11 protein-coding genes and 1 pseudogene are annotated in these 12927 nt (G+C 68.1%); 2 read left to right on the top strand and 10 right to left on the bottom strand.

Annotation, left to right across the window (positions count from 1 at the left end):
• The 3 genes and pseudogenes from AC36XV_RS13710 to rpmE all read right to left on the bottom strand — a co-directional run.
• Nucleotides 1-224, bottom strand: a pseudogene (locus tag AC36XV_RS13710) (hypothetical protein); the annotation flags it as partial.
• Nucleotides 224-1312, bottom strand: a complete 1089-nt coding sequence (prfA, locus tag AC36XV_RS13715; RefSeq protein WP_492204250.1) for a peptide chain release factor 1 — start codon at nt 1310-1312, stop codon at nt 224-226. The pseudogene AC36XV_RS13710 and the gene prfA, both read right to left, overlap by 1 nt.
• Nucleotides 1313-1363: 51 nt before the next feature.
• A complete protein-coding gene (rpmE, locus tag AC36XV_RS13720; protein WP_492204251.1) occupies nt 1364-1702 on the bottom strand; it encodes a 50S ribosomal protein L31 in 339 nt (112 codons plus the stop codon).
• A 199-nt stretch (nt 1703-1901) separates the two neighbouring features.
• Between rpmE and AC36XV_RS13725 the strand changes: the two genes are divergently transcribed.
• A complete protein-coding gene (locus AC36XV_RS13725) occupies nt 1902-2360 on the top strand; it encodes a hypothetical protein (RefSeq protein ID WP_492204252.1) in 459 nt (152 codons plus the stop codon).
• Between the two features lie 27 nt (nt 2361-2387).
• On the opposite strand, the gene hypE is transcribed toward AC36XV_RS13725, so the two are convergent.
• From hypE to AC36XV_RS13760, 7 genes are all read right to left on the bottom strand, one after another.
• On the bottom strand, nt 2388-3497 hold the full coding sequence (hypE, locus tag AC36XV_RS13730) for a hydrogenase expression/formation protein HypE (protein WP_492204253.1): 1110 nt from the start codon (nt 3495-3497) through the stop codon (nt 2388-2390).
• Complete coding sequence (gene hypD, locus AC36XV_RS13735; RefSeq protein WP_492204254.1) at nt 3494-4606, bottom strand: hydrogenase formation protein HypD; 1113 nt, start codon at nt 4604-4606, stop codon at nt 3494-3496. Before hypD ends, hypE begins: the two co-directional genes overlap by 4 nt.
• Complete coding sequence (locus tag AC36XV_RS13740; RefSeq protein WP_492204255.1) at nt 4603-4956, bottom strand: HypC/HybG/HupF family hydrogenase formation chaperone; 354 nt, start codon at nt 4954-4956, stop codon at nt 4603-4605. Before AC36XV_RS13740 ends, hypD begins: the two co-directional genes overlap by 4 nt.
• A 3-nt stretch (nt 4957-4959) precedes the next feature.
• A complete protein-coding gene (gene hypF, locus AC36XV_RS13745) occupies nt 4960-7380 on the bottom strand; it encodes a carbamoyltransferase HypF (RefSeq protein ID WP_492204256.1) in 2421 nt (806 codons plus the stop codon).
• Entirely contained in the window at nt 7377-8054 is a 678-nt protein-coding gene (hypB, locus tag AC36XV_RS13750; protein ID WP_492204257.1) for a hydrogenase nickel incorporation protein HypB, read from the bottom strand. The genes hypF and hypB overlap by 4 nt, the downstream gene beginning before the upstream one ends.
• The gene (locus AC36XV_RS13755; RefSeq protein WP_492204258.1) at nt 8041-8295 is read right to left on the bottom strand and encodes a hydrogenase/urease maturation nickel metallochaperone HypA; all 255 of its coding nucleotides are present in this window, start codon (nt 8293-8295) and stop codon (nt 8041-8043) included. Before AC36XV_RS13755 ends, hypB begins: the two co-directional genes overlap by 14 nt.
• A gap of 221 nt (nt 8296-8516) precedes the next feature.
• Complete coding sequence (locus AC36XV_RS13760; RefSeq protein WP_492204259.1) at nt 8517-10664, bottom strand: S9 family peptidase; 2148 nt, start codon at nt 10662-10664, stop codon at nt 8517-8519.
• 140 nt (nt 10665-10804) lie between these two features.
• Between AC36XV_RS13760 and dpp5 the strand changes: the two genes are divergently transcribed.
• A complete protein-coding gene (gene dpp5 / locus AC36XV_RS13765) occupies nt 10805-12874 on the top strand; it encodes a dipeptidyl-peptidase Dpp5 (RefSeq protein ID WP_492204260.1) in 2070 nt (689 codons plus the stop codon).
• Nucleotides 12875-12927: the final 53 nt, after the last annotated feature.

Here is a 12927-nt window from a genome sequence, read left to right on the forward strand (position 1 = left end):
AGACTCGCGATCCGTCCGGCCTGTTCGGCCTCGATCGGCCTGCCCGGATCGAGAAGGAGCTCCGAACGGGTGACGCCCAACGCGTGGGCGACGAGGCGCTCTGCTTCGCGACGTCCGGATTCGACGCCGGCGGCGGACAGCTCTTCGGCCAGCCCGTCGAGGATCTCGCGACGGGTGGGAGCGGGAGGTCTCCGGGGTGCCGCACCGTGCGCCGAAGGCCGCATCAGCCCGTGACCTCCGAGCGCATGCGCTCCTCGAGACCGGCTGAACGCAATGCGTCCACGATCTCGTCGAGCTCGCCACCGAGGATGGAATCCAGCTGGTGCGTCGTGAGGTTGATGCGATGGTCGGTGACGCGGTTCTGCGGAAAGTTGTAGGTGCGGATCTTGGCGGAGCGGTCCCCCGTCCCGACCTGCGCCCGGCGCTCTCTCGACCTCTCCGCCTCCTGCTCGGCCACGATCCGGTCGAGGAGCCGGCTGCGGAGCACCTTCATGGCCTTCGCCTTGTTCTTGTGCTGCGACTTCTCGTCCTGACACGACACCACGAGTCCCGTCGGCTCATGCGTGATCCGGACGGCGGAGTCGGTCGTGTTCACGGACTGGCCTCCCGGCCCGGAAGAGCGAAACACGTCGACCTTGAGGTCGGCCGGGTCGATCTCCACGTCCACCTCTTCGGCCTCGGGAAGGACCGCGACGCTGGCAGCCGAAGTGTGGATTCTTCCCGAGCTCTCGGTCACCGGAACGCGCTGCACACGGTGGACACCGGACTCGTACCGCAGCGAGCCATAGGCGTCCCGACCGCTCACCAGGAAGATGATCTCCTTCAATCCCCCGAGGGTGCCCTCGCTGGAGGACAGAACCTCCACGGTCCAGCCCCGCTGGTCGGCGTACCGGGAGTACATGCGATAGAGGTCCGCCGCGAACAGGCCGGCCTCGTCGCCACCGGTTCCGGCACGGATCTCGACCACGGCCGGTCGATCGTCCAGAGGGTCCCTGGGCACCAGGAGCTCCCGAATCCGTTCCTCGGAGGCCTCGATCTGCTCCTCGAGGGTCGAGACCTCGCCCCGGGCGAGAGCGGCAAGCTCCTCATCCTGGGTCTCCAGGAGCTCACGCGCCTGAGAAAGATCGTCGAGAAGCTTGAGGTGCCGCCGGGCCGCCTCGGCCAGGGGGGTCATGTCGGAGTGCTGCCGGGCAATCGTCTTCAGGCGGGTCGGATCGCCGAGGACCGCCGGGTCCGCCAGCTGGGAAGCCAGGGAGCCATAGGTCTCCAGAGCGGCGGCGAGGCGCTCGGAGAGGGACGGGGCGTCGGCCATGATGGCGCGGTGAGGCGACGAGAGCCGCGGGGCGCCCGGCGCCCCTGCGGATCAGTCCTTCGATTCCTCGGTCGTCTCGCCCTCGGCCGAGTCCCCATCGTCGGCGGAGACCGCCTCGGCCGGGCTCTCCTCCTCTGCCGGCTCCTCGGCCACGGCCACCGTCTCTGCCACCGCCTCGTCGGCTTCGGCCTCGCTGCCGCCGTACTTGCGGCGGAACCGCTCGACACGCCCCGCCGTGTCCACCAGCTTCTGGCGACCGGTGAAGAACGGGTGGCAGTGTGAACAGATCTCGACGTGGAGCTCGTCCACCGTCGAGTACGTCTCGGACACGCGGCCGCACGCGCACGTGATTCGCGTCGGCTTGTATTCCGGGTGAATCCCTGGCTTCATCTTCTACTCCAACTGGTCGGCGACGGCATCCGATCCTCACGGTCTCCCGTGGGACGCAAAGCTTGTCAAAATGGATTCGATCGGTCGATTCGTCAACATGCGTTGCCAGACCGCATTCCGTCCGCAACCTTGACGGTCGCGGCGGGTACGGGGCTACGAGAGGGGCGGCGTGAACCGCCTGCAGATCACGGAGAACGCGATGGATTCGACAGCTTTGCGACGGACCCGGGGAGGCGTGGCCGCCCTGCTCCTTCTTGCAGCCGCCTGCGGCGACGAGGAGCCCACCGGTCCCGAGTACGGGGACCTCCAGTTCACACCGGCATCGCCCGTCGTCGTGGGCCTGGCCCGGCAGGTGGATCTCGAGCTTCGCAACGCTTCGAACGGCTCCATCGGACCGATCCTCATCGGTGCGGGCTCTCTCCCCCTCAGCATACCGCCCGGTTCGACCTGTCCCGGCCTGGAAGTCGTCTTCTCCCCGACGCAGCTCCCGCCGCTCCCGGGGGGCGGAACGGCCGACATATCGGTCACGTTCAGCTTCGCCGGGCTCGACGAGCTGGAGTGCCCGCTGGCCACCTATGCCGTGGACGTGAATGCGGCCGCCGGGCAGACCGTGCTGGGATCGACGCAGGTCCGGCTGGACCACGAAGAGCTGGAGTAGGGGGCCTCGGGGTCCGGGGCCCGGCGATCAGCAGATCCGGGGCAGCTGGTCGCCGGGGAGCATGTCCACCACCCGACTCGATCCGAGGATCGTGCGGACGGTCACCAGGCCCGGCCGATCCGAGTTCACCTCTCCGATCCGGGCCGCATTCTCTCCCAGCGGGTGAGACCGAAGGGCCGTCAGGGCATCCTCGGCAGCTCGTGGATCGACGATGGCGACGAGGATCCCCTCGTTGGCGACGTACAGCGGGTCCAGCCCCAGCATCTCGCACGCGGCCGCCACCGGTCCGGGGATCGGGAGCGCACCTTGATCCAGCGTGATGCCCACGCCCGAAGAGCCCGCGATCTCGTTCAGCGTGCTCGCCACTCCGCCGCGCGTCGGGTCCCGCAGGCTGTGCACATCCCCTCCGCAGGCTTCCCGCAGCGCCGAGACCAATGGAACCAGACACGCGGTATCGCTCCGGACCTCGACCTCGAACCGGAGGTCCTCCCGCGCGGCCATGATCGCCACCCCGTGACGACCGATCGGGCCGGACACCAGCACGATGTCCCCGCTCCGCGCTCGCGCCGCATCCGGCCGAAAGTCGGGATCGACGCTTCCGATTCCGGTCGTGTTGATGAAGATCCCGTCCGCCTTGCCTCGCTCGACCACCTTGGTGTCACCGGTCACCACGAGAACCCCGGCCTCGCGGGCCGCGCTCTCCATGGCATCGAGCACCCGGTCGAGCACATCCAGAGGCAGACCCTCCTCGAGGATGAAGCCGGCGGAGAGATACCGCGGCTCGGCGCCAGCCATGGCGAGATCGTTGACCGTCCCGTGGACCGCCAGGTGACCGATGTTCCCGCCGGGAAACTCGAGCGGACTGACCACGAAGCTGTCGGTCGACACCGCGATCTCTTCTCCCGGCACGGCGACGATCGACGCGTCCCCGAGTGGCTCGAGCACCGGGTTTCCGAACCGAGGGAGGAAGCGATCGCGGAGCAGGGCTGCGCTCAGCTTCCCGCCGGACCCGTGCCCGAGGAGCACGCGTTCGGACGCGGGCGCCGGAACGGGACAGGTCAGGCCGGAGGTCGCCACCCGGGCCATTCCCGTCGCCGACACGTCGTCCCGTTCCTCGCGCCCCGGCGTCTCGCTCATGCCGGCTCTCCCGCCGCCTGCGACTGGAAGCGGGCGTAGTTGTAGTACGCGGCACAGGCGCCCTCGGAGGAAACCATGGGGGCGCCCAGGGGCCGCTCGGGTGTGCAGGCGACGCCGAAGGCGGCGCATTCGAACGGCTTGATGTGCCCGCGCAGAACATCGCCTGCCCGGCACTCCTCGGGCTCCGTAGCCTGGATCGAGCCGAGCCGGAACTTCCGCTCCGCATCCCACGCCTCGAACTCCTCCCGGAGCCCCAGACCGCTGGCCGGAATCTCTCCGATCCCTCTCCACGCCCGATCCACCAGTCGGAAGACCTTCGAGACGAGCTCCTGGGCCGGTTCGTTGCCCTGCCGCCGCACGGACCGGGCGTACTGATTCTCGACCTCGGCCCGACCTTCTTCGAGCTGCCGCACGGCCATGTAGATGCCCTCGAGGATGTCCACCGGCTCGAAACCGGTGACCACGATCGGCACTCCATACCTCTCCGCCAGCGGCTCGTACTCCTGCCAGCCCATGACCGTGCAGACGTGACCGGCGGCCAGAAAGGCCTCCACCCGGCTGTCCGGCGCGTCGAGGATGGCCTGTATGGCTGGCGGAACCGTCACGTGGGACACGAGCACGCTGAAGTTCTGGATCTCCAGCTCCCGCGCCCGCCAGACGGCCATCGCGTTCGCCGGAGCGGTCGTCTCGAACCCGACGGCGAAGAACACGACCTCACGATCGGGGTGCGCCCGTGCGATCTCCAGCGCGTCGAGAGGCGAATACACGACCCGCACCTCCCCGCCCTGCGCCCGTACCTGAAGAAGATCGGAGGCGCTGCCCGGAACTCGCAGCATGTCACCGAACGAGGTGAAGATGACCTCGGGTCTGGAGGCGAGGTGAAGGGCCCGGTCGATCTGCTCGAGCGGCGTCACGCACACGGGACACCCGGGACCGTGGATCATCTCGACCGCTCCCGACAGCACCTCCTGGAGGCCCTGCCGCACGATCGTGTGGGTCTGGCCGCCGCAGACCTCCATCAGGACCCGCGGCCGGGTCGCCGTGGCGCGGATCCTGTCGACCAGCGAGCGGGCCACTGCCGGATCCCGGTACTCGCTCAGGTACTTCACGCGCTCCCGCCCTCCGACCGGCGCATCTCGTCCCGCCCTCCACCGTCCGGCGGCGGACCGGGCGGGCGATCCATCCCGGACAGACTCTGCTCGGCGACCTCCTTCATCCACTCCAGCTCGTCCAACTCGCTGAGCTCCTCGAGCAGCTTGAACGTGCGGCGCGCCTCCTCCTCATCGACCCTGGAGATCGCGAAGCCGACGTGCACGATCACGTAGTCCCCGGGGTCCACTTCCCCGGACACGTAGGCCATGCACACCTCGCGCTTCACTCCTCCGAAGTCGACCGTCCCCATCTGGAGACCCTCGCTCCCGTACACGTCCACCACCCGGCCGGGAATCCCTAGACACATCGCTTACCTCCCGTGCTCGGCCGCCAGTCGGGCCGCGCCCACGACCGCCTGGCCGTAGCTGATCGCCCCATCGTTCGGCCCCAGTCTGCGAGGGAGCAAGACCTCCAGCCCTCGCGCTTCGAGCCCACCTCTCATGATCGCCAGTAGCAGTGCGTTCTGGAAGACGCCGCCGCCGAGCGCCACCCGTTCGACGCCGTGAGCGCGGCAGAGCTCGGTTGTCAGGTCCACCGCCGCGACGCCCAGGCAGGCGTGGAAGGCCGCCGCGAGGCGACCGGCATCCTCTCCCGCGTTCCGGCGATCACCGAGGCCCGCCAGGAGCGGCATCGGATCCATCACGCGGAGTTCGCCGTCGCCTTCCACCGGGACGTCGAGATCCGGCAGACTCGAGCGGATGCGGGGTGAAAGGAAGCGATCCACCGCGTCCGCCTCTCCCGGTTCCACGTTCGCCAGATACCGGGACGCCAGCGCTTCGAGCTCCATGGCGGCCTGTCCCTCGTACCGCGATTCACGCCTCACCCCGAGGATGGCCGCTGCCGCGTCGAACAGCCTGCCCATCGATGAGGCCAGGGGGGCGTTCACGTTGCGGTCGATTTGAGCCTCGACGATTCGCCTCGTCTCCGGATCGACTCCATGGAAGGCGTTCTCGAACGCGCCGGCGCGATCGGGATCGAGCGAGGCGTACCCGGCGGCCACCCTCCAGGGGGAGCGAGCCGCGAGATCTCCGCCGGGCATCGGGGCGTACCGGAGACGGGCCAGTCGTCGATACCCGATCAGGTCGGCCAGCAGGATCTCGGCTCCCCAGGTGTGCCCGTCGTCCCCGTAGCCCGTTCCGTCGAAGGCGAGGCCGATCACCGGCTCCCTGATCCCGTGCTCGCCGGCCACGGCCGCCACGTGCGCGTGGTGGTGCTGGACGTCGATCACTGCCGGCAGCCCCATCTCCTCGGCGATCCGAGAGGACAGGTAGCCCGGATGGAGATCGCGAGCCACGGCCTCCGGCTCGATGTGGAAGAGAGCGCGGAACCGGACCAGGGCTTCCCGATAGTGGTCGAGCGTCTCGACGTTCTCGAGGTCCCCGATGTGCTGGCTCACGAACGCCGCCCCGTCTCCGGCCAGGCAGAACGTGTTCTTCAGATGCGGTCCCACGGCGAGAAGCGGCCGCGGAGGAACGACCGGCACCGGGATCGGGAGTGGGGCGTAGCCTCGGGCCCGCCGTATGAACACGGGCGAGCCATCGACGACCCGAACGACCGAATCATCGTACCGGGCGACGATGTCCCGGTCGTGCATCAGGAACGCGTCGGCCGCATCACCGAGCCTCTCGATCGCGTCGGCGTTGTCGGTACAGATCGGAAGCTCGCTCCGGTTTCCGCTGGTCATCACGAGAGGGCGCCCGGTCCGCTCGAGAAGCAGCAGGTGGAGCGGCGTATAGGCGAGCATCACGCCCACGGCGTCCAGTCCCGGGGAGACGGAGGGGGCGAGAGGAGTGTCGGGACGGGCACGAAGCAGGAGGATGGGTCGCTCGGCCCCTTCCAGTGCCATCGCCTCGGCGCCGGAGACCCGACACAGCTGCCTCGCCCGGTCGAGATTCAGCACCATCACGGCGAGCGGCTTCGCTTCCCGGGCTTTGCGCTCGCGGAGTCGGCGGACCGCGTCCTCATCGGTCGCATCGCAGGCCAGGTGGTAGCCACCGAGGCCCCGGATGGCCACGATCTGGCCCTCGAGCAGGCGCCGCCCTGCCTCGGCCACCGCGGCCGGGCCGGACGCCACGGGCTCCCCGTCGGGGCCCGTGATCCACAGCCGAGGACCGCAGTCGGGGCAGCTGTTGGTCTCCGAGTGGAATCGTCGGTCTCTCGGATCCGAGTACTCGCGCAGGCAGGCGGCGCACTGCGGGAACCGGCGCATGGAGGTCCGCTCGCGATCGTACGGCATGTCCTCGATCACCGTGTAGCGCGGGCCGCAGTCGGTGCAGGTGATGAAGGGGTACTGGAACCGGCGGTCCGCCGGGTCGAAGAGCTCGTCGCGGCAGGACGCGCAGGTGGCCACGTCAGGCGACACCGGCAGCCGGCCTTCGGTGGACTGGCTCTCGAGGACCCGGAATCCATCGATCCCGCGCGGAGGGACCGTTTCTTCCTGAAGGTCGTCGATCCGTGCGAGAACCGGTGCCTCGTCCCGGAGGCCCTCGACGAATCGCCTCAGGGCATCGGGCGGCCCCTCCACCTCGATGAACACGGCGCCCGACTCGTTCCGTACCCAACCCGCCAGGCCGTGGCGCGAAGCGAGGCGATGCACGAAGGGACGAAAGCCGACCCCCTGCACGACGCCCCGCACGTGAATGCGCCGGGCCTCGAGGGCCTCGGAAGGCGCGCGCCGCCCCGGGCTCCCGGGATCGGGAGAGGACCCGAGGGGGGAGCCCCCCGGAGTCAACGGCCCTTCCCCTCCTGCGCCCCTGTGAGGTCCAACAGGAAGCGGTACCAGTCGCCCATGCCCTCGCCCGTGAGGGCCGAGGTGCGGAAGAACCGGAGCGACGGATTCACCTGGCGGGCGAATTCCTCGGCCTTCTCGATGTCGAACGGCAGGTGGGGGAGCAGATCGATCTTGTTGATCACGCAGACACCCGACTGCTGGAACATCTTCGGGTACTTGAGCGGCTTGTCCTCTCCCTCGGTGACCGAGAAGATCACCACCTTGGCGTTCTCGCCGAGGTCCCACGAGGCCGGACAGACCAGGTTCCCGACGTTCTCCACGAACACCAGGTCGGTGTCCGCCAGGTCGATCTCTTCGAGCGCGGTCGAAACCTGGCGCGCGTCCATGTGGCAAGCCCCTCCGGTGACGACCGCCTGGACCAGTCGATCGGTCCGGGCGGCGAGGCGGTCGGCGTCGTTCTGCGTCTGCACGTCCCCGGTGATCACGGCCATGCGGACCCGGCCCCCGAGCTCGTCGAGGGTCCGTTCGAGGAGGCTCGTCTTTCCGGAGCCCGGGGAGGAGACCAGGTTGAGGGCCGGCGTCGCGTGCCGGGACAGACGATCCCGTACCTCGGCCGCGAGCTCGTCGTTGCGAGCCATCACCTTCTCCCTCACGTCGATCCTACGAACCGCCATCGTCGACCTCCACGTAGGTCACCCGGAGCTCATCGCCCTCCAGGCGCTCGATTCTCGGAACGGCCTGTCCGAAGGGAGGAGCCCCGAGGAGCGCCTCGAGACAGAACTCGAGGCTGTCGATCTCGATCCCGGCGTTCGCGCCGACCTCCACGCCGACCTCCAGCACGCGGTCGAGGGCCTTCTGGCCCACGTGCTCCTCGGTGATGCGGCAGATGTCGAATGCGATGCTGAGCTCGTGCACTCGGGCTCCGTTCCTGGCCTCGGTTTCCGGGAGCCGGCCCCGCTCCCGACACGGCGTTCCCACGCAACGGCGGGGCCGCGGCTACCCGGAGGGCGTGCAAACACGCTGAAGCGCCGTCCTCCTGCGCCCCGCGGCGTCCAGAACGGTCCGTCGCCCGGCGGCCCTTCGGGACATTATTGCGCAACACTTCCGGTCACGCTGGCGCTATTCGGGCCATGCTGTCACTCCTCGATGCCCGCCAGGTCGAGGAAGAAGGCGTATTCGAGGGCCGTCTCCCGGTGGCGCCGGAAGCGGCCGGACGCTCCGCCGTGCCCGGCGTCCATGTTGGTGTGCAGATACAGGCGATGGTCGTCGGTCTTCACCGCCCGCAGCCGGGCCACCCACTTGGCCGGTTCCCAGTACTGGACCTGGGAATCATGCAGACCGGTGGTCACCAGCAAGTTGGGGTACTCTCCCGGCACCGTGTTGTCGTACGGCGAGTACGCCAGCATGTACTCGTAGTATTCCGGGTCGTTCGGGTCTCCCCACTCGTCGTATTCGCTGGTGGTCAGGGGAATCGATTCGTCGAGCATGGTCGTGACCACGTCGACGAAGGGCACCGCGGCCACGACGCCCCGCCACAGGTCCGGTCGGAGGTTGATCACCGCCCCCATCAGCAGTCCCCCGGCGCTCCCTCCCATGGCGAACAGGCGATCCGGGTCCGCGTACCCTTCACCGACGAGGAATTCCGCCGCGTCGATGAAGTCGGTGAAGGTGTTCATCTTGTTCAGCAGCTTGCCCTCCTCGTACCACCACCGTCCCAGCTCCTCGCCGCCGCGCACGTGGGCGATCGCGTACACGAAGCCGCGATCCAGGAGGCTCAGCCGGGCCGAGCTGAAGCTGGCATCCATGCTGGCGCCGTAGGAGCCGTACCCGTACAGGAGAAGCGGAGCGGTCCCATCCCGTTCGGTCCCTGCACGGTACACCAGGGAGATGGGCACCCGGCGTCCGTCCCGGGCCGGCGCCCAGAGACGCTCGGAGCGATAGTCGGCGGGATCGTAGCCACCGACGACCTCTGTTCGCTTGAGCAGCGTCCGTTCCTGCGTGTTCATGTCGTAGTCGTACGTGGACAGCGGGGTGGTCATGGATGTGTAGGCGAACCGGAGCAGCGGGGTGTCGAATTCCAGGTTGGCCGTCGGGAACACCGCCCACGCCGGATCATCGAACGCGATGTCGTACGCCCCGGTGCCCGCCCACGGCATCACCCTCAGGCGCACGAGGCCCTCTCTCCGCTCCTCCACCACCAGGTGGTCCCGGAAGATCTCGAACCCCTCGAGCAGGACGTCGTCCCGGTGGGGAACGACCTCGACCCAGTTCGCCCGGGCGGGATCGCTCACCGGGGCCCGCACCAGCTTGAAGTTCCGCGCACCGTCGTTCGTTCGGATGTAGAAGTCGTTCCCGAAGTGGTCGACGGAATACTCGTGATCCGGCTCGCGCGGCAGGATCACCCGGAACTCACCGGCCGGCTCGGACGCCGGAAGGTACCGGTACTCGGTGGACAGGGTCTGATAGGCGGCGATCATGATGTAATCGCGCGACTTGGTGCGCCGGACCGAGACGCTGAACTCCTCGTCGGGCTCCTCGTACACGAGCACGTCCTCGGACGGGTCCGTGCCGAGGGTGTGTCGGTAGACCTGGTACCATCGGAGGGTCTCTGGGTCCTGCTTCGTGTAGAACAGCGTACGGTCGTCCGCCGCCCAGGCCAGGTTCGGGGTCACGTCGGGAATCACATCCGGCAGGAACTCCCCGGTGTCCAGGTCCTTGAACCGGATCGTGTACTTGCGGCGCCCCATGTCGTCCGTGGCGAACGCCAGGACCCGCTGGTTCTCGCTGATGCCACCGACGCCGACGCTCGCTGCGTAGAACTCGTGCCCCTCGGCCAGCTGGTTCACGTCGACCATGACTTCCTCCGGGGCATCCGGAGATCCGGGAAGGCGGACGTACACCGGGTACTCCTTCCCTTCCTCGAATCGCGCCCGGTAGTAGTAGTCACGGAACCGGTACGGCACCGACTCGTCGTCTTCCTTGATCCGTCCCACGATCTCCTCGAAGAGCCGCTCCTGGAGATTCGCCGTATGGGCCATCTCCGCCTCGAGGTATTCGTTCTCGGCGGCCAGGTACCCGACCACCTCCGGGTTCTCGCGCTCCCGGAGCCAGTAGTACTCGTCCACCCGGGTGTCTCCGTGCGCGACCAGCTCCGTGGGCTCCACACGCGCCACGGGAGCCTCTCGGCTGACCTCGGTCGAATCTTCGCCGCACCCTCCGGCCGACACCACGAAAGCGATCATCAGGACCGCACCTCCCCCGATACCCGATCTGTTTGAACCCATCTCGCGCACCCCTCCAGTTGCCGGTATCGCCGCCACGCCGGCGGCAGGCGGCTTGCATGGTAGCCCCTGTCGTCGCACCATGACAGCCCTTTCCGCCCGCCCGGGCGTGATGGTCGAACTCTGGCAGAGGGTACGTCGATATGGCTCATGCGAAGCGAGCTGTGGCGGGCGTCGCCACGGCGCTCCTGTTTGCGCTCCTGTCCACCGCCGGCCCGGCACCGGCGCAGGAAGTCCTGACGCCCGAGCTCCTGTGGAAGCTCAAGCGCGTGTCGGCCCCCGCGGTCTCGCCGGACGGTCGCAGAGTGGTATACGGAATCACCGGTTATGACGTGGAGGCGAACCGGGGAGACACGGACCTGTACCGGGTGGACGTGGACGGTGGAGAGCCGGTCCGGCTCACCAAGATGAAGGGCTCCGAGCACTCCGCTGCATGGCGGCCCGACGGACAGTGGATCGGCTTTCTCTCGAGCAAGGGCGGGTCCACCCAGCTGTGGGAGGTGCGAGCCGACGGAAGCAAGGTGCGCCAGGTCACCGATGTGGAGGGCGGAATCGCCAACTTCCTCTACTCACCGGACGGGACGCACATCTCCTTCACCGCCGACGTGAAGCTGGATCGAACGATCCACGATCTGTACCCCGACCTCCCGGACGCCGACGCCCGGATCATGGATGCTCTCATGTACCGGCACTGGAGCAGCTGGCACGACTATGCCTACAGCCATCTGTTCGTGGCGCCGTACAGGGACGGCTGGGTCGGCGAGCCTCGAGACCTGATGGAGGGAGAGCGGTTCGACACCCCGCTCAACCCGTTCGGGGGCGTGGAGCAGATCGCCTGGAGCCCGGACGGGCAGAGCATCGCCTACACCTCGAAGAAGCTGACCGGCACGGAGTACGCGGTCAGCACCAACTCCGATATCTACATCGTCGACCTCGAGTCCGGTGAGACGACGAACTTCACGGAGGGAATGATGGGCTACGACGTGCAGCCCGTCTTCTCGCCGGACGGTAACCGGATCGTGTGGCTGAGCATGGAGCGGGATGGGTACGAGTCGGACCGCAATCGACTGTTCGTCCACGACTTTCGGACCGGAGAGCGGTTCGAGCTCACGCAGGGGTACGACGACGACGCGCATTCGCCCGCCTGGACGGCGGACGGCCAGCGAATCTTCTTCACGAGCGACTCGCGGGGCACGGTCCAGATCTTCACGGTGGCGGCGGACGGAGCGGGCGATGTGGAGCAGGTCACGGATGGGGTGTTCGACTACGTCTCCCTGGACGTCGCGAGCTCCGGAAGCGGAGAGGTGCTCGTGGCTTCTCGTCGGTCCATGTCCTCCCCGAACGAGATCTACCGGGTCGAACCGGGCTCGGGCACGGCGGAGCCGATCACCTTCGCGAACCGGGACCTCCTGGCCGGCGTCGAGCTGGGCCGGGTCGAGAAGCGGATGGTCGAGGCGACCGACGGCGAGTCGATCCTCACCTGGGTGATCTACCCTCCCGGCTTCGATCCCGACCGCCGCTATCCGGCTCTTCTGTACGCTCAGGGCGGTCCGCAGGGCACCGTGTCGCAGTTCTTCTCGTACCGGTGGAACTTCCAGCTCATGGCGGCGAACGGATACATCGTGGTGGCGCCCAACCGACGCGGCGTGCCGAGTTTCGGCCAGGCGTGGAAGGAGGAGATCTCCGGGGACTGGGGGGGACAGGCGATGCAGGACCTTCTGTCCGCCATCGATGCGGTCGCCGCCGAGCCCTACGTGGATGCGAACCGGCTCGGGGCGATCGGCGCGAGCTTCGGCGGCTACTCGGTCTACTGGCTGGCCGGCAACCACGAAGATCGCTTCCAGACCTTCGTGGCCCATGCGGGCGTGTTCAACCTGGAGAGCATGTACGGCGCCACGGAGGAGATGTTCTTCGTCAACTTCGACCTCGGCGGCGCGTACTGGGACCGGCCCGACAGCTATGAGCGATTCTCACCGCACCGGTTCGTGCAGAACTGGGACACCCCGATCCTGGTGATTCACGGTGAGAAGGACTTCCGCGTTCCGATCGGCGAAGGCATGCAGGCGTTCACGGCCGCCCAGCTGAACGGCATCGAGAGCCGGTTCCTGTACTTCCCCGAGGAAGGTCACTGGATCCTCACGCCGCAAAACGGGATCCTGTGGCACCGGGTGTTCTTCGACTGGCTGGGACGGTACCTGAAGCCGGTGAGCTGACGGGCCCGCTCGGCCCGAGTGCGGGAGGGGGCGCCGAGCGGCGCCCTCTCCTT

The organism is Candidatus Benthicola sp. (assembly GCF_058719085.1).